Origin of the sequence: Candidatus Villigracilis proximus, assembly GCF_016717045.1 — a bacterium.
Classification (GTDB): Bacteria; Chloroflexota; Anaerolineae; order Anaerolineales; family Villigracilaceae; genus Villigracilis; species Villigracilis proximus.
Genome location: NZ_JADJUO010000005.1, coordinates 1 through 20,133 on the forward strand (window position 1 = coordinate 1; position 20,133 = coordinate 20,133).

Annotated in this window: 23 protein-coding genes and 3 pseudogenes; 7 read left to right on the forward strand and 19 right to left on the reverse strand. The window is 48.1% G+C overall.

The annotated features are described in order from the left end of the window. The 3 genes from IPL71_RS06315 to IPL71_RS06325 all read right to left on the reverse strand — a co-directional run. Nucleotides 1-707 (reverse strand): ABC transporter permease (locus IPL71_RS06315; RefSeq protein ID WP_345319950.1); only part of this gene is annotated, 707 nt, incomplete at its 3' end. An 8-nt stretch (nt 708-715) separates the two neighbouring features. Beyond that, nucleotides 716-1,552 carry an ABC transporter permease gene (locus IPL71_RS06320; RefSeq protein WP_345319952.1) on the reverse strand — a complete coding sequence of 279 codons (837 nt, stop codon included), beginning with the start codon at nt 1,550-1,552 and terminating at the stop codon, nt 716-718. 103 nt (nt 1,553-1,655) lie between these two features. Then, nucleotides 1,656-2,633: an ABC transporter ATP-binding protein gene (locus IPL71_RS06325; RefSeq protein ID WP_345319954.1), complete on the reverse strand. Its 978-nt coding sequence runs from the start codon at nt 2,631-2,633 to the stop codon at nt 1,656-1,658. 136 nt (nt 2,634-2,769) lie between these two features. Between IPL71_RS06325 and IPL71_RS06330 the strand changes: the two genes are divergently transcribed. Then, nucleotides 2,770-3,192, forward strand: a complete 423-nt coding sequence (locus IPL71_RS06330; protein ID WP_345319956.1) for an META domain-containing protein — start codon at nt 2,770-2,772, stop codon at nt 3,190-3,192. Between the two features lie 55 nt (nt 3,193-3,247). Here IPL71_RS06330 and IPL71_RS06335 read toward each other — a convergent pair whose 3' ends face one another. The 12 genes and pseudogenes from IPL71_RS06335 to IPL71_RS06385 form a co-directional block, all read right to left on the reverse strand. Then, entirely contained in the window at nt 3,248-3,892 is a 645-nt protein-coding gene (locus IPL71_RS06335) for an SIMPL domain-containing protein (RefSeq protein ID WP_345319958.1), read from the reverse strand. Nucleotides 3,893-3,983: 91 nt separating this feature from the next. Beyond that, nucleotides 3,984-5,231 carry a kynureninase gene (gene kynU, locus IPL71_RS06340; protein ID WP_345320549.1) on the reverse strand — a complete coding sequence of 416 codons (1,248 nt, stop codon included), beginning with the start codon at nt 5,229-5,231 and terminating at the stop codon, nt 3,984-3,986. A gap of 34 nt (nt 5,232-5,265) precedes the next feature. After that, on the reverse strand, nt 5,266-5,862 hold the full coding sequence (locus tag IPL71_RS06345; protein ID WP_345319960.1) for a hypothetical protein: 597 nt from the start codon (nt 5,860-5,862) through the stop codon (nt 5,266-5,268). Nucleotides 5,863-5,896: 34 nt separating this feature from the next. Continuing rightward, nucleotides 5,897-6,460, reverse strand: coding sequence for a hypothetical protein (locus tag IPL71_RS06350; RefSeq protein WP_345319961.1), 564 nt, complete (start codon nt 6,458-6,460; stop codon nt 5,897-5,899). 59 nt (nt 6,461-6,519) lie between these two features. Beyond that, a complete protein-coding gene (locus tag IPL71_RS06355; RefSeq protein WP_345319963.1) occupies nt 6,520-7,521 on the reverse strand; it encodes a GMC family oxidoreductase in 1,002 nt (333 codons plus the stop codon). Beyond that, nucleotides 7,422-8,102 (reverse strand): NAD(P)-binding protein, encoded by a 681-nt coding sequence (locus tag IPL71_RS06360; protein WP_345319965.1) that lies wholly within the window; start codon nt 8,100-8,102, stop codon nt 7,422-7,424. Before IPL71_RS06360 ends, IPL71_RS06355 begins: the two co-directional genes overlap by 100 nt. Nucleotides 8,103-8,130: 28 nt before the next feature. After that, nucleotides 8,131-8,328 carry a four helix bundle protein gene (locus IPL71_RS25795; protein ID WP_514130752.1) on the reverse strand — a complete coding sequence of 66 codons (198 nt, stop codon included), beginning with the start codon at nt 8,326-8,328 and terminating at the stop codon, nt 8,131-8,133. Next, a pseudogene (locus IPL71_RS06365) lies at nt 8,286-9,131 on the reverse strand (3-hydroxybutyryl-CoA dehydrogenase). The gene IPL71_RS25795 and the pseudogene IPL71_RS06365 overlap by 43 nt, the downstream one beginning before the upstream one ends. Nucleotides 9,132-9,846: 715 nt before the next feature. Then, a complete protein-coding gene (locus tag IPL71_RS06370) occupies nt 9,847-9,978 on the reverse strand; it encodes a hypothetical protein (protein ID WP_345319967.1) in 132 nt (43 codons plus the stop codon). Between the two features lie 187 nt (nt 9,979-10,165). Next, a pseudogene (locus IPL71_RS06375) lies at nt 10,166-11,356 on the reverse strand (thiolase family protein). A 13-nt stretch (nt 11,357-11,369) separates the two neighbouring features. Continuing rightward, nucleotides 11,370-11,585, reverse strand: coding sequence for a hypothetical protein (locus tag IPL71_RS06380; RefSeq protein WP_345319969.1), 216 nt, complete (start codon nt 11,583-11,585; stop codon nt 11,370-11,372). Nucleotides 11,586-12,087: 502 nt separating this feature from the next. Then, nucleotides 12,088-12,549 (reverse strand): hypothetical protein, encoded by a 462-nt coding sequence (locus IPL71_RS06385; RefSeq protein WP_345319970.1) that lies wholly within the window; start codon nt 12,547-12,549, stop codon nt 12,088-12,090. Nucleotides 12,550-12,653: 104 nt separating this feature from the next. Here IPL71_RS06385 and IPL71_RS06390 point away from each other — a divergent pair, with 104 nt between their 5' ends. The 3 genes from IPL71_RS06390 (at nt 12,654) to IPL71_RS06400 (ending at nt 14,293) form a co-directional block, all read left to right on the forward strand. After that, nucleotides 12,654-13,010, forward strand: coding sequence for a group II truncated hemoglobin (locus tag IPL71_RS06390; protein WP_345319972.1), 357 nt, complete (start codon nt 12,654-12,656; stop codon nt 13,008-13,010). An 18-nt stretch (nt 13,011-13,028) separates the two neighbouring features. Beyond that, nucleotides 13,029-13,397, forward strand: a complete 369-nt coding sequence (locus tag IPL71_RS06395; RefSeq protein ID WP_345319974.1) for a hypothetical protein — start codon at nt 13,029-13,031, stop codon at nt 13,395-13,397. 446 nt (nt 13,398-13,843) lie between these two features. Then, nucleotides 13,844-14,293: a hypothetical protein gene (locus tag IPL71_RS06400; RefSeq protein ID WP_345319976.1), complete on the forward strand. Its 450-nt coding sequence runs from the start codon at nt 13,844-13,846 to the stop codon at nt 14,291-14,293. 217 nt (nt 14,294-14,510) lie between these two features. On the opposite strand, the pseudogene IPL71_RS06405 reads toward IPL71_RS06400, so the two are convergent. From IPL71_RS06405 to IPL71_RS06415, 3 genes and pseudogenes are all read right to left on the reverse strand, one after another. Continuing rightward, nucleotides 14,511-15,137, reverse strand: a pseudogene (locus IPL71_RS06405) (DNA alkylation repair protein); the annotation flags it as partial. Between the two features lie 159 nt (nt 15,138-15,296). Beyond that, nucleotides 15,297-15,674 carry an HIT family protein gene (locus tag IPL71_RS06410; protein WP_345319978.1) on the reverse strand — a complete coding sequence of 126 codons (378 nt, stop codon included), beginning with the start codon at nt 15,672-15,674 and terminating at the stop codon, nt 15,297-15,299. A 102-nt stretch (nt 15,675-15,776) separates the two neighbouring features. Continuing rightward, complete coding sequence (locus tag IPL71_RS06415; RefSeq protein ID WP_345319980.1) at nt 15,777-16,370, reverse strand: GNAT family N-acetyltransferase; 594 nt, start codon at nt 16,368-16,370, stop codon at nt 15,777-15,779. A 155-nt stretch (nt 16,371-16,525) separates the two neighbouring features. Here IPL71_RS06415 and xseA point away from each other — a divergent pair, with 155 nt between their 5' ends. From xseA to IPL71_RS06430, 3 genes are read left to right on the forward strand one after another with little or no spacing between them, the layout of a single operon-like run. Continuing rightward, nucleotides 16,526-17,731, forward strand: a complete 1,206-nt coding sequence (gene xseA / locus IPL71_RS06420) for an exodeoxyribonuclease VII large subunit (RefSeq protein ID WP_345319982.1) — start codon at nt 16,526-16,528, stop codon at nt 17,729-17,731. 22 nt (nt 17,732-17,753) lie between these two features. After that, on the forward strand, nt 17,754-18,014 hold the full coding sequence (gene xseB, locus IPL71_RS06425) for an exodeoxyribonuclease VII small subunit (protein WP_345319983.1): 261 nt from the start codon (nt 17,754-17,756) through the stop codon (nt 18,012-18,014). Continuing rightward, nucleotides 18,011-18,463, forward strand: coding sequence for a divergent PAP2 family protein (locus IPL71_RS06430; RefSeq protein WP_345319985.1), 453 nt, complete (start codon nt 18,011-18,013; stop codon nt 18,461-18,463). The genes xseB and IPL71_RS06430 overlap by 4 nt, the downstream gene beginning before the upstream one ends. A 79-nt stretch (nt 18,464-18,542) precedes the next feature. On the opposite strand, the gene murJ is transcribed toward IPL71_RS06430, so the two are convergent. Then, nucleotides 18,543-20,129: a murein biosynthesis integral membrane protein MurJ gene (gene murJ, locus IPL71_RS06435; protein WP_345319986.1), complete on the reverse strand. Its 1,587-nt coding sequence runs from the start codon at nt 20,127-20,129 to the stop codon at nt 18,543-18,545. Nucleotides 20,130-20,133: the final 4 nt, after the last annotated feature.

A 20,133-nucleotide genomic window follows, 5' to 3' on the forward strand; every position in this document is an offset into this window, starting at 1 on the left:
CCGAGCTTCCAAACAATGGAGGCTGCCCAAAAACTGATGATGCTGATCGCGACAAATAAAACCACTTGACCCGCTCCCAGTTCTCCGCGTAATGCTTGAAGCGGAATTGTGGTTGCTACGGCGATGGGAATAATAAATGTGACGATGATCCTTAACCATGCAGGGTAGACCGTTGCAGGGTAACGCCCTGAATCAAGCAGCGCTTGCAGGATGGTGACGTTGTTATCAAATTTGGTGAACCAGAAGGTCATTGCAATTAAGACGATCCACAGGCTGTAGATGATGAGCGTGCCTGTGATGGCAAGCAGGATAAAGGTCAGGATGTTGAGCGGGGTGGTGACCTCTCCGGCCATGTTGATACCGACCACGATCAAAATGACCGCCAGCACCAGGTCCCAAATCCGCCAGACGGTGATGCGTGAAAATGTGACCAGGAACATGCTGTTAACCGGCTGCAGGATGGTGTAGTCCATGGAACCATCGCGGATGCTTTGATTAAATTTTTCGGTGTTGGGCCAGATCAACGCGATCATCAAAGTGTTGACGAGACGGAAGACACCCAGCAATGCGATCAACTCGCCGATGCCCCAGCCGCCGAGAGTTGTGGTGTTGCTAAAGATGATGTTGAGGCTGAGTAATTCCCAGCCGAGCCACATCAGGTTGAGCAAAATATTCACGACCGTATCGGCGCGATAGGCAAGCGCCATTTGAACATTTACTTTAAGAAATGCGGAGTAATTTTATATTTTGCATTCGCTACGCTCCCACGGCGGAATAACGTTTCACACCGTTGCGCCAGACCCACTAAATAATAGGAAGCGACGCCCAGCCAGATAAACGACATCACATATCCCTGAATGATCTGCTCCGTGGATAATCTGCCGAGGATCAATTGAATGGGATAGTAAATGAGCAGTTGAAATGGAAGATATTGGGCGATGTTTTGAATCACCGGCGGCATGAGAGTCAACGGGACGAATTGACCGGAGAAGAGCAGGATCAATGCGAAATAAAATTCATGCACAGAATAGATGCGTGTTGTCCAAAAGGCGAGGGCGGTGATGGATGCCGATAGCAAATAGCCGATAAAGAAAGCCATGATCATGGCCGGAATGGCAAGCAGAATGCCCGTCATGGTTACGCTGCTGAAATCAGGTTTGAATAGAAAATACAAAATGATCCAGATCGGAGTCAGCCCCATGATGGTCAGGGCTTTGAACGCGATATTGTTGACCAGTCCATTGGTTAGCATCGGGTGGATCGGGCGAATCAATTCACCTGAAAGGCTGCCGTCTTGAATTTTGTATCCGAAGGTATGAATGACGATATTGCTGGTGACCTGATCGCAGATCAACAGCACCATGTAATAGGTAATAAAGTCGTTGGCGGTGAAGCCGTTCACGCTGCCTTTTTGATTGGCAATGCTGGTCCACACGGCGAGATAAATAATGGGGGAGACCAGCCAGTACATTAAGTACATCAGCAGGTTGGCGCGGTATTGCCCTTGCTCTGCCCAGTTGACCTGCCAGAGTCGTTTGATGATAAGAAACATGGTTACTCCTTGGAGTCAAGCGGCTTGCCGCTTGGTTTTTGCCATTTAACTCTTTTCGCCCGCCTTGCAGGAGCAAGCTCCTGCACTCCATAATCACTCCAAATTATTGATTAAACGCCTGTTCGATCACATCTTCAATGGGTGGATCGGTGATGGTAATGTCGTGGATCGGCAGATCAGCTAACAGCTTGGATGTGATGCGCGTCACATCCTCCGCCTTGACCTGGATATAACGTTTATCCGCATCCTCTTCATTCTGGACCTGCGTGCCGTATCCGCTTAGATCGTGAGAGTCAGCATCTGCGAGCATGACACCGATCAACTTGAAGGGCGCGATCTTGTGCGAGAGGTCGGTGATGCCGCCATCATATTTAAGCTGACCCTGATGAATGATAATGATGCGCTCGCATAGTGCGGTCACATCGGCCATGTAATGACTCGTGAGCAAGATCGTCGCGCCGGTGCGCTTGTTATATTCACGCAAAAACTCGCGGATGCGCACCTGACCCGTAATGTCCAATCCGATCGTGGGCTCATCGAGAAACAAAACTTTTGGACGATGCAGCAATCCCGCTGCGATCTCGCATTTCATGCGCTCACCAAGTGAAAGATTGCGCACAGGCTTTTTCATTAAGGGATCTAGCTCAAGCAGTTCATCAAGTTCTTTATAAGTTTGTTTATACTCATCATCAGGGATGCGATAAATAGCCTGATTAAGCAAAAAAGAATCCGCGGCAGGAATATCCCATGAGAGGCGGTTGCGTTGACCCATCACAAGAGTCATCGAACGCAGGTATTCAGGTTTGAGTTCCCAGGGCGTGAATCCCAACACACTGGCTTTTCCGCTTGAAGGATGCAGCAAACCGGAAAGCATTTTGAGCGTGGTAGTCTTGCCCGCGCCGTTCGGCCCGAGGAAGCCCACGATCTCACCCTGTGCAATATTAAAATTCACTTCCTGCACAGCTTTTACATCTTTATATTTGCGTTTGAAAAAACTACGAACTGCCGCGTTAAATCCCGCTTCACGCTCAGGCACTTGATAGGTCTTGCTTAATTTTTCGACTGTGATCGTATTTGACATGGGACTCTCTCCTGTAAAAGAAAAAAAATTATATCATTACTAGAACAAAAGTGCTAAACATTTTTGTTCTTTAAAAATTGGAACTTATTCCTGTTCCCAACGTCTATTAAGTGAAAATAAAAATATGGAGATAAAAATGAAGAAATCACTTTTGTTATCGTTCGCCCTGCTTGTTATGATCGGATCACTGCTGACCGCCTGCGCGGGCACAGCCTCCGCTTCATTGGATGGAAGCTGGACATTGATCTCGTACGGATCTTCCTCCAACCCGACGCCTGCTGTTGCTGATACTGATGCATCTCTGACCTTTGACAAAGACGGCCAACTCAGCGGGAATGTGGGTTGCAACGGTTTTGGCGGAGAATATAAAGTTGATGGCAATGCAATTACATGTGGCCGGATCATGTCCACCATGATGTATTGCACCGATCCGATCATGCAACAAGAAGGCACAACTCTGGCTGTCCTTGTTGAGACCGTCACCTTTAAACTTGACGGCGATCAATTAACCATCACATCCGCCGACGGAAATTCCGTTCTCGTGCTTGCACGTAAATAAACAATAAAGAATCAAAAAGAGTCAGGCATGCCTGACTCTTTTTGATTCTAACTTGCTAAAACGCAGAAACCCGATACCAGATTTCTACATTCACATGGATCATCTTGCTATGCTGCACGTCCATGCCCAGATTTGGCTCTGCCATCAATCCTGCCCCGCGCGTCTTTGCTGCGGTCTGCGCGAAATACGCCGGCATCGACATTTCCTGATCCATTATATTTTCAATAAGATCATAAACGCCCAATAACTTCACGCCCAAACTTGCCGCGACCTTTTCAGCCTTCACTTTTGCCTTCGCAAGCGCAGCTTCCAGTCCGCGCTCATTGGCTTCCTCATCAGGATATTTCCAATCGATACGTTCAAGCGCTGCATTTTTCTGGGATGTGATGATATCCAGTAGTTCAGCGATTTGATCAAGAGCTTCGCATCGGACTCTTAACCGGTAACTGGCACTCGACGATTTGAGCAGCGCCCCGCTGGAGGTTTCGACTCGCACGCCTTGTAAGTGAATGTTCTCAGCCGAAATTCCAAAGCGGGTCAACTCATCTACAAGCTGACTTACTTCCCGGGCTTTTTTCATCGCCTCATTGCCACTGACAACTGATGCGCCTTTGACAGTGACATACAAGTCCGCGTGCGTTGCGGATATTTCTTCTTTGTGCGAAGTGGATATTTTTATTGTGTCAGGTTTGGTTTCCATATATATTCCTTTTTGAAGTGGGGGACTGCCCGAAGGGCGTGCTCCTGCATGTGAAACGGCAAGCCGTTCCACTCCATAGTACTCCATAAATTTAAGTCACAGCTAATTTCTGTTTCGGGTATTTCTCGTATTTCTTTTCTTGCATCACGCGTTTGATTCTATCAAACCCTTCCCATACTTCCATGAAGGACGTATAGAGCGGAGCGAATCCCAGCCGAATATTATCAGGTTCGCGGAAATCAGGGATGACGTTCATCTCTTCAATCAGGGCGCGGTTGATGCGATAGCCTTCAGGATGGCGAATGCTGATATGCGATCCGCGCTGGGCAGAGTCAACCGGGGAGCCGAGAGAAAAGCCGAAGGGGGCGAGCCAGTTTTCAGTTAAGAAAGATGCGTAGTCTGTCATCAAAATGGATTTGGCACGGAGTGAGTCGATGCCTGCTTGCAGAGTCGGTTCGAGGGCGGCTTCCATGGTGAATAAAGAGATCATCGGTTGTGTGCCAACGAGAAAACGCGCTGCGCCGGGGGCGGGTTCGTAATCAAGCCCGAAAGCGAAGGGATTGTTTTGTCCCCACCAGCCCCAGATCGGCGAAGAAATTTTTTCCTGAATGTTTTTGTTGACGTAAAGAAAAGCGGGCGCGCCGGGGCCGCCGTTAAGATATTTGTAGGTGCAGCCGATGGCGAAATCAACGTTGCAATCATCGAGTGCGATGGGCAACGCGCCAACCGAATGACTCAGATCCCAAAGAACGAGCGCGCCTTTTTTATGTGCAATTTCGGTGATGTGTTTCATGTCATAAAGATAGCCACTTTTGAAAAGTACATGTGAAAGTGTGACGAGCGCGGTATCTTCGGTGATAGCGGATTCAAGTGCAGCGAGATCGGGTGTGAGCTCGTTGTCGTTGGAACCGATACGAATAATTTCATGCCGATTTCCCAACTGCTCAACACAGCCTTGCAGGATATACAGATCGGAAGGGAAGTTCATCGTATCTGTGACGATGCGTTTCTTTTCAGGTTGATAAGCCAGTGCGGCCATGACGAGTTTATACAAGTTGACAGAGACTGTATCGCAGACGATCACTTGCCCTTTCGCAGTGCCGATGATCTGCCCGATCTTATCGCCCACGCGCGCGGGGGCATCCCACCAGCCTTTGTTCCAGCCGCGGATTAAATCCCTGCCCCATTGTTCATCCACGATCTGCTTTGCTTTTTCTGCGGCAACTCTGGGCGTACGTCCCAATGAATTGCCGTCGAGATAGATCAGATTCGGGTCAGTAATGATAAACGCCTCCCGAAAGGAGGCGAGTTTATCTGCGCATCGAGTTGAAGCGCGTATGTTGGAGAGGGTTGAAAAGTTTTATCCAATTTCACTATTTTCCTTTGGATATAATTTCACCAGACAAAAATTTGAATGGATGAGATGTGTAATAAATGGTCCACTCTTCGCCTTGATTGATGATATTCGGCAGCCTGTCGTTAACTTCTGTAAATTTTTTGTCGGTACCTACTCGCATTTCAAGTACATTAATGTCTTTGTATCCTCTATTATTGCTGGTGGTGCGGACACGTTTTTCAACTTGCATAAAGTTAACCACACCTTCCGCTTTTTTGACGGTAATATCTTCCTTTTTATTGCCTCGTATGTAATAGACAACCAGGACGATCCCAACGATCAATACAGCGATCGCTATAAAGATCACGGCAAAGCCGCCCATTGCAAATAAAGGCAGAATATCCATAAGGTCAGCTGGTGAATTTTGTGATGGAGAGGCCAGTCCGCTTATCAGTGTGGAAAATAATCCCTTGCCCAGCAAGGCAATAATTGGAACGCAGCAGAAAATAACGGCAATAAATATTCCAATTCCCAGATAAACCATTTTGTATGATTTAAGTTCCCCGGCCAGCATGGTCTTTTGTTTGGCAGTTAATTGTCCCCATGCGGTTGGCTGCAAGATCGGCGTCGTCAAAGTTCCAGAGTTGTTGAATGATTTCAGACATGGTTTATTTTCCTTTTAAGATTTTTTCTGCGGACAAAAATAAGAATGGATGACTGGTGTAATAAAATATCCACTCTTCACCCTGATTGATGATATTCGGCAGGTTGTTATCGATATTGAAAGTCTCGCTGCCAATGCGCATCTCCAACACACGGACGGTCTTGTACGTGGAGCCGGACTTGCTGTGATTACGTTCTCGCCGCTCAACCCACATAAAGTTAACCGAGCCTTCAACACGGCGGACAGCAATATCCACTTTGCGGTTGGCGCGCGCAAAGATAAATCGTAAGATCCAAATTAAAATGACGCCGAACACAATCAGCACGAATAATCCGATGCAGATGAGCGGCAGGCTGATCAACATGGTTTCCCGGGTGACCCGCCGTTCTCCAAAAAACTCCCGACCACTGCGGCAAGTATTGGCACAAATACAGCGGTCAACAATGTGCCGCCAAATATGACTGCAAAGACTACCCCAATAATAGTATTGGAACTCTTGTGGCTTTTTGCCTTCTCGGCCAGCAGGTTTTTCTGCTTTTGGGTTAGTGTCCCAGACGATTTGCGCCAAGATCAGCGTTATCAAAATTCCATGCCTCTTTTAATTTAATTTCAGCTCACCTCTAAAGTTTATTTTTTCGATTGTACTTTGCTCATTGCGTACTCTGCCAGCGCAGTAATTGTCAACGAAGGATTTACACCAGGGTTGGCGGGCATGATCGAACCATCAATAATATATAGGCCTTCATAATTGTGAACTGCAAAGTTCTCATCCACCAAACCATCATCTGCATTTTTGCCGATGGGTGCGCCGCCTAAAATGTGAGCGGTGGTAGGCATGCCCAAAAGATTCTCGCCAACTGACCCAAGCGCCACACCGTTCGTGCGTTTTGCAAATTCACGCGTCACTTCATGTGAGCCTTTGACCTGTGCGTTGATCTCGTAACCGGGTTCTTCATCCGCAACCATGCCAGTGCGGAAGAGTGTGAACAGGCTGCGTCCAATACGGAAGCGCATGCGATTATCCGCGTGCTGCATGACGAGCAGAATGGTCACATTGTGTGCCCAGCCCGGCAGGAACAAAGCCTTCAAGAAATCGATCGGATGAGTCAGCGCCCACCCGATAAATTTCAAGAGTCGCATCGGCACACTTACGTCCGTATCAATCAGCGGCGCGGCAAGGAAGCGCATGAGTGAAGATCCATCAGGATAGCGCACAGGCTCAATGCGAGTCATCTCATCAAAATTATAGATGGATGAAATGGACACACCCTCTGAATAATTAATATCAGACTTACGAGCCACACTTCCCAACAAACCCTCGGAATTGGTCCTAACCATTGTGCCGAGTCTCCCCGAAAGATTTGGCAGTGACTTCTTCACATCGCGCAGGTTCAATAATAATTTCATCGTCCCCATCACGCCTGCAGAAAAGATAACATTGTTTGCGCGGACAGTTTGTTTACTCTTAAACAGGGAAGTGGACGTTTGGTGTGTAACTTCGTATTTGCCGGTCGACGGTCGAACATCCGTTACTTCAACTTCCGCGCGAATTTCCGCCCCGTTCTTCTCAGCAAAATACAAATAATTTTTCGGCAGTGTATTCTTCGCGTTGTGACGGCATCCCACCATGCATCCGCCGCAGTGCTGACATCCCGCACGCTCCGGGCCTTCGCCGCCAAAAACGGATCGGCCACTGTCACACCCGCTTCACCAAAATATGCGCCCACATCCGTCGCACGGAAGGTATGTCCCATACCGCGTTCTTCGGCCATCTGCTTGAGCAAGTCATCCGCTTTCCATAATTTTGGATTGCGCGAAACGCCCAGCATTTTTTTTGCAGTTTCATAATGACTCTTGAGCGCTTCACCCCATTTTATGTTTTGATTCCATGCCGGCGTGGCAAAGGTTTCATCAGTGGGAACTTCAAGCACATTGGCATATCCCAAACTTCCGCCGCCCACACCTGCGCCGTGCAAAACCATCACACCTTTGAGCAGAGCAATTTGCAAAATTCCATGCGCGCGGATGGCAGGCATCCACAAATATTTCCAATATTGCCAGTTCGATTTTGCGAAGTCTTTATCTTCAAAGCGTTTGCCTTTTTCGAGGAAGAGCACAGAATATCCCTTTTCAGTTAAGCGCATGGCCGAAACACTTCCCCCAAAGCCAGAGCCGATAATTACGTAGTCATAGGTTTTATCTTTTTGCATGTAGCCCTCAGCTTTCAGCGGTCAGTTTTTAGCGATCAGCACGAATGGTTTTCAGGAGTGAGGCAAGCATACGTTTTACCTCTTCCACGTCAGAATGAAGTTTTTCATAACTCTCTTCTGAAATAAATTCAAGATCATGAGCAAGGATAAGTTGATATTCTGTTGATAGCTGATTGCTGACAACTAATACTGATAAAACCCTCGTCCCGTTTTTCTTCCCAAATATCCCGCATCAACCATTTTGCGCAGTAAATACGCGGGGCGGTATTTATCTTCGCCCAGATCACGTTGCAGCACTTCCATCACAAATAAAACTACATCCAGCCCGATCAAGTCTGCCAATGTTAAGGGTCCCATCGGATGATTCATGCCCAGTTTCATGACCTGATCGATCGCTTCCGGTGTGCCGACGTTTTCCTGCAAGGCAAAGACTGCTTCATTGATCATCGGGCACAAAATGCGGTTGGAAATAAAACCCGGGTGAATCATTGGCTTCGACGGGTTCCTTGCCCATGACCTTGCACAGATCCACGATGGTCTTTGTCGTTTCGTCTGAGGTGCCAAGCCCGCGGATGACTTCGACCAGTTTCATCAATGGCACAGGATTCATGAAATGCATCCCGATCACTTTGTCGGGACGTTTGGTAACGGCTGCGATCTTTGTGATCGAAATGGACGATGTATTGCTTGCCAGGATCACACCTTCGCGGGCATTGGCGTCCATGTCTTTGAATATCTTGAATTTTAATTCAGGGTTTTCAGTCGCAGCTTCGATAACCAGATCCGCATTCTTCATCGTATCCATGTTGGTCACAAATTGAATCGCATCTGCCGAGGCTTTTTGTTCGGCGTTGAGTGTTCCCTTTTCCAAAAGTTTCGCCGTGGATTTGGAAATCGCGGCTTTTGCTTTTTCCAGCGCTGCAGGTTGAACATCCATGCAGGTCACTTGATAGCCGGATGTTGCTGCCACTGTGAAATCCCATTGCCCATGGTCCCTGCGCCGATGACGAAGATTTGTTTGATGTCCATTTTGTTCTCCTTGTGATGGTGGTACATGTACGGAAGGACTTTTATATTATTGTGGAGGCACACTACTCCACGGAGTCAGATTTGAAAGAAATGATATATTGCTGATGCAGCCTGAAATACTCACGAGTATGCCGAGAATTGCAATGGCGATCACGATTGTTTTTTGCTGAGCAGGGGTTATCTTTACGAGTGCAAATATCCCTAGAATAATTCCTGTAACTCCAGGGAACTCCATTGCAAGGCGCAATGAATAAGACTGTTATTCCGACCACAGGGCCAAGGATGTCTTTTACAGCTTCTATTTTCAAGAGAGCAGGGCCGGCCCAAACAAGAAAATACGGCCAGATGGACAGCAAACCAAACCCGAGGCTGGCAAGATGGAAAAAATTCTGTTTGTGGTTATTTTTCATGGTCATCGAATTTTTGGGTCAGGTAGATAAGTAAAAACGTAAACACGTATACAAGGAATGGTTACTTGTTTCCCTGTATACGTGTCCACTTTGCTACGTTCTCTTTGATCTGTTCAATATGCCCGGGGATATGCGCCGAGTAAATATCGATCCATTTTTCAAAAGTATAGGAAGCTCGTATTCTGGATGTCTTAACCAGTGCGTGCTGAATATTTCATCAGATACGGTCTTCAGCAAGGCGTAGGTTGTTTTCCTGGCAATGCGGGTCGCATCGAGCGCATCTTCGATGTCCATTTCATGATAATTTAACTTAACTGCCCACTTGGCTGATCGTAGCCCATTAACATGCCGCCGGGTTCTACAATTAATTTGCGTGCGCGCGCAGCGGCATTGGTTTCTGAATCTGCGATGTGGATAATGATCTCGTGGACGCCCACTCGCTTGGTTCCGGTTTGAACTTCATCGCATCCCGGGGACCTCAGCCAGTGTCGCTTTCAACAGGTCATATCCACGCCCGTAGAGTTCGATCTTTTCATTGCGCTCTTGGATTATTCATAAATTCTCCTATAAAGCGATACTTGATATTCGAGATTAGAAATTCGAATATCAAGTTATCTAATCTTGTTACTCTACTTCCACCGCCATTGCCACTGCTTCACCGCCGCCCAAACATAATGAAGCAATGCCGCGTTTCAAACCGCGATCTTTCAAGGCATAGATGAGAGTTGTCAATATGCGTGTGCCGCTTGCACCGAGTGGGTGACCAAGTGCAATCGCACCGCCATTAACGTTGACCTTGTCCCAGTCCCAGCCTTGATCGGCGAGGGCGTAGCCGTCTGCGAGCACTTGTGCCGCAAACGCCTCGTTGACTTCAAACAGGTCAACATCACTGAGTTTCCAGTCAATTTTCTTTAAGAGTTTGGGGATTGCATAGGCAGGTGCGGCGAATAAATATTTTGGCTCCAAAGCCGCCTGCGCGTAGCCAATAATGCGTGCAATGGGAGCGAGATTATTTTTTTCAGCATATGCGCGCGATGCGATCACCACCGCCGATGCGCCGTCATTCATGGACGATGCATTTCCGGCGGTCACTTTGCCATCGGCTTTGAATGCAGGTTTTAATTTTGCAAGTGATTCAAGTGACGCATCTCTGCGCGGACCTTCGTCAGTGTCGAAGATAGTTACTTCACCTTTTCGTCCGGGGATTTGGACAGGAACAATTTCCAGCTTGAAGCGTCCCGCTTCTTGAGCCTCAACAGCTTTCAGGTGAGAGCGAAGCGCACCATCCATCGCGGCGCGGGTCACTTCATATTCATCCGCGATAAATCCGGCAGCGTTGCCCATTCCCATTCTCAAAGGATCCCATAGACCATCGTTGAGCAGGGCATCGGTCAATTGCTGATTGCCAAACTTTAACTCGCCTGAACGCCCATTTACGAGATAGGGGACGCGACTCATGGATTCCATGCCGCCCGCGACGAAAGCTCTGCATCACCAGCGGATGGCTTGCGCCGACATCATGGCCGCCTTTAGGCCTGATCCACAAACTTTGTTAATCGCTGTTGCGCTGACGGTGGCTGGCAGCCCGGCAAAGATCGCGGCCTGGCGCGCGGGTGCCTGACCGTTGCCGGCTTGAACCACGTTGCCCATGAAAACTTCTTCAATATCTTTCGGGTCAATATTTGCGCGTTCCACGGCGGCTTTTACAGCCACTGCGCCAAGTTTGCGGCAGGGATGCTGCTCAACCCGCCTTGAAATTTTCCAACGGCGGTGCGTGCGGCGCTTAAGATGACAGCTTCTGTTTTCTTTGGTCATGGGGTTCTCCTATTCAAGGAACAAGGTTAATACACTGATACCGCTTTTTTCCCTGCACATTCAGGTCTGACACTCTTTTGCCTTTTACATCACCCCAAAAATATAATTGTCCGTTTTTACAGAGTAAAGCCACGTTGGAGGCATCGGCCCATTTATAGTAGCCGGTATAAACATTTTTTTTCTGCGGATTTAAAATGCCTACATACTTTTCTGAACCTTCTTTTGCCATAATTAACATAGATCTCACATGCCATATCTGTTTTATTACTTAAGACGGGAAAGAAATAAAATTCCTTTTTGCTGTTGACGTTTGTGATCGGTACACGTTTGCCAATATCGACCGCCCGATAGGAACCGCCCATTGCATCTCCAACAGGGCGGCCTTCTGTGTTGTTTTGGCGAACAACCTCCCATTTGATCTCAACCGGGTCGTTTGTGAACAAGTCAAATTTTTACTGCTGTCTGCGGGGACTGTCCGCGGTACTCGCGTTAAATAGATCTCGACTTTTTAAATGCGAGAAAATTATCGATGGTGATCAGGTGATCGGGTGTTGATGTAGGTGAGTATGCAGGCGGGGACGGTGGCCATGATAGTTTATCCACAATTTCCCACCACTTTGTTCCGGGGAATAAGCTTCCATAGGTTGTATTCTTCTTGCCACACCTCTGGTAATTTTTCCCAATTATAAAGCCAATGGATTTCTCCATTGGCTTTATAAAATAACCTGGCTTTACATCGGTGTTTCAACGGGAGGCAATTGATCGGATGTTGACATATATCCTGCGCCTGCTCCTGCAACAGCGGCGAGAAGCGCACCGAAAATTCCGAAGCACAAGCCCGTTCCAATTCCCGAGACGTAGTAGATTACCATACCGGCGGAATCGCCAGAAGCAGGGATGGTTCCAAATGGAAGGCTGGCTCCGGTTGCCTGCATTAATGCCAGTGCACCAATTCCGCCAATGACCTGCCCGATGATGACCAATCCGCCGGCGATGCCGCCCGCAATTGCTCCGGCTTTCGCGCCTTCATTCTTCGCAGGAAGTTTTTCCTGTTGGGCTGCGAAGAAACCGGCAGCGCCGCCAGCCAGCAGGGAAACGAGCGGACCGCACAGCCCGATGAATCCTGCAACACAAATATTTAATACCAAACCGATTGCCCCAATTGACAGACCCATTTTGAATCTTGGTTGCATATGAAATTCTCCTTTTGTATGGAATATCTTGTATTTTGCCACAACAATGATAATGTGTCATTCCCCAATAATATATTTTTAAAACCTGTATTACAATCCCGCTCATGAATGAATTAAATTCCCTTTATGACCTGATCGGCGGCGAAACAAATCTTCGCGCGCTTGTTGACCGCTTTTATGACATTATGGATTCCGCGCCTGAGGCGAAGGATATCCGCGCGTATCACGCGAAGAGTTTGACCCAGTCACGCGAGAAACTTTTTATGTTCCTCTCCGGCTGGTCAGGCGGACCTTCGTTGTATATTGAGAAATATGGGCATCCACGCCTGCGTCAGCGCCATATGCCTTTTTCGATCGGAGAGGCCGAACGTGACCAATGGTTGTGGTGCATGAACAAGGCTTTGGATGAAAGCGAATTACTGCCCAGTGTGGTGACTCATCTTAAGACCTCGTTTTTCTGAAGTCGCAGATAATCCTATATGGGCTGGTATGGACAGGTCTTCACAAATCCGCAGGATGCTTTCAATGAAGAGGTAATCACGGAAGCATGGATGGTCAATAACGAACATCCGCCGCTGGATAAGATCTGGTCTGGAGCGATATGGTCTGTGGCACGTAACTTCACCACTGACTTGACCGCGCATCGCATGGGCAATATGCTATTGGTGGCGTTAATGACCGGTCTGCTGTATTTGTTATACACGCTTATGGTCAGATCGCCGGGCTTGCCGCAGTGGCTGCATTATTTACCATGCCGCGTTTCTTCTTCCATGCGCATCTTTCTGCGTTGGATATGCCAGCCGCGGTTTCGGTGTTCATTGTCACATTTGTGTTTTGGAAAACTCTAGAGCTTAAGAACTGGGTCGGGGTTTCTGCTTGGTTTGGTCTGGGGGTGGCATTGGCAACCAAGATCAACGCAATTTTTGTCCTGTCACATTTGGATTATGGTGGTTGATCTTTCAGGTGACCTGAAAAATTTTGTGCGTTTGATCATTATGGGTGTGACCGCCATCCCCGTCTTTTGCGGCCTGGCTGGCTTTATTTTCAAACAACCGAACGTTTGATCGCTTATATAGAATTTGTAACCGTCACCATCACAAGATCGGACAATATTATTTTGGCGAATTTTTCATGCCGCCCCTGGCATTTTGGATTTGGATGCTCTGGGCAGTTTTACCACTGATTAACTGCCCTGTATCTTGTTGGGATTTTCCGCTGGAACGGAAAGCGGGACAACCTGAGCTGGCTTCTGTTTCATCAGCGACCCATCCTGGCGATTGCAACAGGCAAGAGTATGGTCTACGATAATGAACGCTTGATCATGGTCTCATTTCCATTTTTAGCCGGGCTGGCCGGGATTGGTTTTAGTTGGATCGTTTCAAGCCTGGAAAATTTATCTGTGCGTTGGAGCAGGCCGAATGTCGGGCGAAGCGGGGTTGTCATCCTTGTGATACTAGCTTTTGTCCCGCAGTTGATCACGATGATGAGGTTATATCCGCACTACTTGTCTTATTATGGTGAGGGCGTGGGTGGGTTAGATGGCGCGACACGTATGGGATTGGAGACGACGTATTGGTGTGAGACATTTAATCTTGCGTTCCCCATGATTAATGAACAAGCCAAACCTAATGACCGTATTTGGTCTGATCCGTGGAGCCATGATGTGTTGATCTATTATCAGACTCAAGGTTTGCTGCGAGATGATTGGGGATTCTTGCGCCTAATAGAGTACCCAGTGTTTTAGGCAGGCGCGCCTTCGCCAATGGATTTTCCCATGGAGAGTGGATTGGTTATCTTTCAGCGTCGTCAGTCTACGCTTGGGTTTGAAGGGACGGCTAATCCATTTAAAATACTCCATCAAAAAGAAGTAGTGTATGAATATAGTTTTGATGGAGTGCCGATTTTTACATTATATAAATAGAATTTGTTGTTCACGATGGCGGTCTTGACCGCCATCGTTTTTATTCACCGATATTTTTCAACGCTTCACGCCGGCTGAGCGGATGTAGTTCCTTTGTGGCTTTTACAAACTTTTTCACAGGTGCGGGATTTGTATGCGCGTATTGACGTAGCGCCCAACCAATGGCTTTGTTGATGAAGAATTCGTCTGAGCCAAGATTTTCGTGGACGAGTTCACACAGCAGATCGAAGTCGGTTTCTTTTTTGTAGCCAAGTTGAAATAACAGGGTCGTGCGGCGCAGCCAGAAATTATCTGACTTGCGCCATTTCTTTAAATATTTCTCGCGCACATTGGGAAAGCGTTTGAAATGACTCCCGACCGCATGACCGGCAAGTAAGTCTACGGTATCCCACCAGGATTTGGTGGTGATGAGATATTCGATGGTGGTGATGAACTCAGGCTCAACCTTCTTTTCAAATTTGCTCATTAATGTCATGGCCGCGTATTGGAACTCACGCTGGGGGAGTGCCCATAGGTCGCGGACGATTTCGTCAAGTTGATCTAATGGGGGAAGTCCATGCTCTTTGATGAAGGTGCGCATCAATGCTGCGCCCTGCGGTGACTTGATTCCCAGATATTCAAACTGGTCACGCATATATTTCTTCATTGGCCCCGCTTGTGCGGGGTTTGCATTTTGTTGATATAACTTTTCAGGGGAAGAACATAAGCGTGCATGTCAACTCTTCTATCAGAAGTATTTATGAAGGGCTCGAGAGAAATCCATCGCGCACGCGTTTGTAAGTATCTTCCAACGCCTCAGGCAATACACGTGTCTCGCCGGTGGTGGTCATGAAATTCGTGTCGCCAGCCCAGCGCGGCACAATATGAATGTGGACGTGACCCAAAACGCCCGCGCCCGCCGCTTCGCCGATGTTGATTCCCACATTGAAAGATTCTGTGTGATAGGTCTTTCGCAAAAATCGTGGTGCAGCGTGAAGTAAGCTCGATCATTTCCATTCGGGTTTCTGCGTTTCAACTCTTCAAGGTTGAACACATGTACAAATGGAATGACCATCAAATGTCCGCTGGTGTAGGGGTAGCGGTTGAGGATCACATATGCGTTCTGTCCACGGAAGGCGATCAGATTTTCGGCACTGTCCGCTTTGGCCTGTGCATTGCAAAATACACAGCCGGATTCTTTTTCGTGTTTTTCAATGTATGTCATACGCCAGGAGTGACCAGAGATGATTCATAAGGTGAAGTATAAGATGAAAGATGAAAGAGGAAAGAATTTTGAAGAAAAGGAAGAATTTTTCATTCTTCTTCTTTAACTGCTCAATTTAAATTTTAGAGATTGTTTTACCGCAGGCCATTCCAAATTAATAATGGAAAATACAACTGTATCGCGGTAAATCCCATCCGCAGATTTGGAGTGATTTCTGAGCACGCCATCCTGTTTGGCGCCCAATCTGGCAATCGCCGCACGGGATTTGTGATTATGCCAATGTGTGCGGAATTCCACGGCGATTGCATCCAGTTTTTCGAAGGCGTGAGACAGCAGTAAATATTTACATTCGGTGTTGACGATTGTCCGCTGATAGCTGGCTGAATACCAGGTGTAGCCGATCTCCAATCGCTGATTGACCTCGTCTACATTACAGTAGCGGGTGCTGCCAATAATTTTTCCGGTTGCCTTCTCGCGCACAATAAACGGCATCCAGCCCGCGTTCTCGCGCAAGTCTAAAGCGGACTTGATCGTTGTCTCCGCAGTCTCAGGTGACGGAACCGAGGTAAACCACAATTTCCAAAGTTCACCGTCTTTTACGGCTTCAATGATTCCATCCAGATGTTCCAGAGCAAGCGGCTCCAAAATTACATGTTCTCCTGTCAGTGTGACCGGTTCGATCCATCTCTTTTTCATTTACACATCCTTTTATGATTTAATATTCAAAACACAAAATAAAACCAGCATACAAACAATTATAGTCAAACCAGTCCAAATTTCTAATCCCTCATTACTTATTTCTTATTCCATCATCCTTCCCCATTCATCCTTTTTAAGTTATCCTCACCCAAATGCAACCGACCTTATTCTCATCCGTTCATCTCACTGTTTCCCAACTCACATTCCATATTCGCAAGCAATTGGAGAACGACCCAACCTTGCAGGACGTGTGGGTGGAAGGGGAGATTTCGAATCTTTCGCGGCCTGCTTCAGGTCACATTTATTTTACGCTCAAAGATAAGAACGCTTCTCTTAAGTGCATGATGTGGAAACCTGATGCGGCAAAGCTGCGCATCGCTTTACAGGATGGCATGGCCGTCGAAGCGCATGGGCGCATCACGGTTTACGAGCCGCAAGGCACGTATCAACTCGCGGTGAATCTGATTCAGCCCAAAGGCGAAGGCGCGTTGTATCAGGAATTCTTACGGCTGAAGGCCATGCTCGAAGCCGAGGGACTTTTTGACCCCGAGCGCAAACGGCCCATACCCGAATTTCCGCGTGTGGTTGGTATCGTCACCTCGGGTACGGGTGCGGCTTTGCGTGACATGCTCAATACACTCCGCCGCCGCATGCCGCTGACAAAAGTGATTCTCGCGCCTGCTCCCGTGCAAGGTGTCGATGCTCCGCCTGCGCTTGTCAAAGCCTTGCAATCGCTCAACACCCAAAACCCCGATGTGATTCTGCTCGCACGTGGCGGCGGCTCCATTGAAGATCTGTGGGCCTTCAACGATGAACGCGTTGTGCGTGCTGTCGCGGATTCAAAAGCGCCCGTCATTTGCGGTGTTGGTCACGAAACTGATTTCACCCTTTCAGATTTCGCCGCGGATTTACGTGCCCCGACTCCCACCGCCGCCGCTGAACTCGCCACCCGCATCACATTGGATGACTTGTATTCCCAGCTTAATTATCAGGCTGCACGCATCACTGACTTAATCTCGGGCCTGCTCGCTGAACAAAAAGCATTGATCTCCGCTTTTGCATCGCGCATGAAATATGTTTCCCCCGAACGGCGCATCCAATCTGACAGCCAAACCCTCGATGAACTTTCGCGCCGCGCACTTTCCGCGCTGACTCACCGCATCCAATTACAATCCAGACACGTAGATGGAATATCAAAACGCTTGCAATCCTTGAATCCCGAGGGCATATTGTCCCGTGGATATGCTATCATCACCCGCAAGGAAGATGGCAAAGTCGTTACTCAGGTATCACAAGCACAAGGCGAGATGAAAGTCCGCGTGAGTGATGGCGAGTTTGAAGTAAATCGTAAATCGTAAATCGTAAATCGTTGGAGCAATTATGGCAAAGACCTCAAAAACATCTAAAACCTCAGAGACTTCAGATACCTCAGATCTAACCTACGAACAAGCTATGACCGAACTCGAAGGAATCGTCGAAGCACTGGAAGGGGAGCAGAATCCACTTGAAGATTCGATGAAACTCTTTGAGCGGGGACAGGTTCTCGTCACGTATTGCGGCGCTTTACTTGAGTCAGCTCAACTCAAAGTGCAGAAACTGGTCGGAGAGACGATGACCGCCTTTGAGGAAGAATCCGAATGAATCTGATCGCGATTTTTGATAATAAAGTATTGATTGCCGTGTTGATCGGCTGGCTGTTGGCGCAGGCCTTAAAGATCCCCACCGAGTATTTGCGTTCGCGCCGTTGGATGTGGGCCATGTTCTTTGCGCCGGGCGGAATGCCCTCGTCACATTCGGCGCTGTTGGTTTCTGGAACCATGGCGGTGGGACTGTATCACGGCTTTGACAATCCGCTGTTTGGCATCGCGGTTGCCATCACAATGATCGTTGTCCATGATGCGGCCGGTGTACGCAGACAGGCCGGCATGCACGCCGAACGCATCAATCTGCTTTTTGAAGAATTATTAAAAGGTCACATGTGGGATGAAAATGAATTAAAGGAAGTCATCGGTCATACACCGCTCGAAGTAGTCGGTGGAATTTTGCTGGGCTTCCTGGTTGCGATCACACAATGGATCGTTTGGCCGTAATATCTTTATAACGCAATTGTGTCTCTTTCTTCTTTCCTCTTTCTTGTTCCTTCATGAAAGACGAAAGAGGAAAGATTTTTTAACTCCGCTTCAATCTTCTCAAAACCCCATTCACCATATATTGCAATTCAGGCACACGCATAAACCACAACGCGGCAAAATAAACGCCGCCGCCGATGATCACACCCACGGGGGTAATGATCCACGGGCTGAATTCCTGACCCAGATAACGCCAGCTAAAAATAGCGAATGACATGGCAAAGACACCAAGTGCAGAAGAAATAATTCCGCGCAGGATGAATTTGCCTTCGATGCCATTTAATCTTTTTTGCATCACAAGAAATAACACAATTGCTTCTAGCGCGGTCGCCAGTGAATTTGCCAGCGCGAGTCCGCCGTGAGGCATCCAGCCGATGAATTCAAATAATTTAATGAAGGCGACGCTAAACACGATATTGAGTGCCATCGCAACGGTTCCAATAATGACTGGTGTTTTTGTATCGTGCTGCGCATAAAAGGCGCGTGTCAAAATTTCCATAATTGCGTGGCCGACCATGCCCGCCGCGTACCAGAGCAGGGCCCATGCCACGATTTCCACGGCGCGCGAGTCAAACTCTCCGCGTTGATATAGTAATGAAATGAGCGGCCTGCGCAAGAGGATTAATCCCGCACTGGCGGGCAGCGCCAGTAAAATGACAGAACGCAAAGTAGCCGCGAGCGAGGAACGCATCTCATCTTTTTGACCGAGTGCATGTTGTGACGAAAAAGTTGGCATGACTGCAATCGCCGCGGACTGTGCGATCACGGCCTGCGCCATCAACATCAACGAGAAACCGTAATACAAACCTGTCACACTTCCGCTGACCATTTGTGATGCCAGCCAGGTATTGACCCAGAAATTTAATTGCACAATTGCCACGCCCAATAGACGCGGTCCCATCAGGGTGAGTACTTGTCTTACGTTTGAGTCTTTTAATCCGAGTGAGAAGTGAGAAGTAAGAAGTGAGAAGTTTGGAAGTTTTACAAGCGAGGGGATTTGTACGAGCAGATATAAAGCCGCGCCGATCACCACGCCCCACGCCAGACCGAAAATTCCCATCGAAGGTGCGAGCACGAGTGCACCGAAGATGATGCCAAGTTGATACAGCGCGGGCGTGAGTGCCGGCACAAGAAAAGTTTGATGCGCGTTGAGAATGCCAACGAATAATCCACCCAAACCAAAGAGAACAGTCGAGATCAATTGAATGCGTAATAATGAAATTGTCAGCGTGAAAAGTTGCGGGTCGTTGGAGAGGCCGGGGGCTAACGCGTAGCGCACCACTTGCGGGGCGAAAAATGCAACGAGAAGGGCAAGCAGGCTGAGGGTCAGCGTGACCGCATTGGCGATCGCGGATGCGAGTCTCCAGGCAGAGGCATTGTCATCTTTGGCAAGCAATCCGGTAAACGTCGGAATGAAAGCAGAGCCGAGTGCGCCGCCTGCCACTAGCAAAAATAAAGTTTCACTGACACGGTTGGCCGCGAAGAATGCATCGAGCTCGGGTGATGCGCCGAATGTGCGCGCCACGATCACGCCGCGTATCAAGCCGGTGATCTGCCCGAGAAAAATGGCGATCATCACTGTGCCCGTTGCGCGGGCGATCTGTTTATTTGCATTTGATTCTGTCATAGGG

Excerpts from the sequence above, each read along its gene's own strand:
- IPL71_RS06320 (WP_345319952.1), bottom strand. The coding sequence starts at position 1,552 with ATGTTTCTTATCATCAAACGACTCTGGCAGGTCAACTGGGCAGAGCAA.
- IPL71_RS06325 (WP_345319954.1), bottom strand. The coding sequence starts at position 2,633 with ATGTCAAATACGATCACAGTCGAAAAATTAAGCAAGACCTATCAAGTG.
- IPL71_RS06330 (WP_345319956.1), top strand. The coding sequence starts at position 2,770 with ATGAAGAAATCACTTTTGTTATCGTTCGCCCTGCTTGTTATGATCGGA.
- IPL71_RS06335 (WP_345319958.1), bottom strand. The coding sequence starts at position 3,892 with ATGGAAACCAAACCTGACACAATAAAAATATCCACTTCGCACAAAGAA.
- IPL71_RS06355 (WP_345319963.1), bottom strand. The coding sequence starts at position 7,521 with ATGGTGGGATGCCGTCACAACGCGAAGAATACACTGCCGAAAAATTAT.
- IPL71_RS06360 (WP_345319965.1), bottom strand. The coding sequence starts at position 8,102 with ATGCAAAAAGATAAAACCTATGACTACGTAATTATCGGCTCTGGCTTT.
- IPL71_RS06380 (WP_345319969.1), bottom strand. The coding sequence starts at position 11,585 with ATGGCAAAAGAAGGTTCAGAAAAGTATGTAGGCATTTTAAATCCGCAG.
- IPL71_RS06385 (WP_345319970.1), bottom strand. The coding sequence starts at position 12,549 with ATGCAACCAAGATTCAAAATGGGTCTGTCAATTGGGGCAATCGGTTTG.
- IPL71_RS06390 (WP_345319972.1), top strand. The coding sequence starts at position 12,654 with ATGAATGAATTAAATTCCCTTTATGACCTGATCGGCGGCGAAACAAAT.
- IPL71_RS06395 (WP_345319974.1), top strand. The coding sequence starts at position 13,029 with ATGGGCTGGTATGGACAGGTCTTCACAAATCCGCAGGATGCTTTCAAT.
- IPL71_RS06400 (WP_345319976.1), top strand. The coding sequence starts at position 13,844 with ATGGTCTACGATAATGAACGCTTGATCATGGTCTCATTTCCATTTTTA.
- IPL71_RS06410 (WP_345319978.1), bottom strand. The coding sequence starts at position 15,674 with ATGACATACATTGAAAAACACGAAAAAGAATCCGGCTGTGTATTTTGC.
- IPL71_RS06415 (WP_345319980.1), bottom strand. The coding sequence starts at position 16,370 with ATGAAAAAGAGATGGATCGAACCGGTCACACTGACAGGAGAACATGTA.
- xseA (WP_345319982.1), top strand. The coding sequence starts at position 16,526 with ATGCAACCGACCTTATTCTCATCCGTTCATCTCACTGTTTCCCAACTC.
- xseB (WP_345319983.1), top strand. The coding sequence starts at position 17,754 with ATGGCAAAGACCTCAAAAACATCTAAAACCTCAGAGACTTCAGATACC.
- IPL71_RS06430 (WP_345319985.1), top strand. The coding sequence starts at position 18,011 with ATGAATCTGATCGCGATTTTTGATAATAAAGTATTGATTGCCGTGTTG.
- murJ (WP_345319986.1), bottom strand. The coding sequence starts at position 20,129 with ATGACAGAATCAAATGCAAATAAACAGATCGCCCGCGCAACGGGCACA.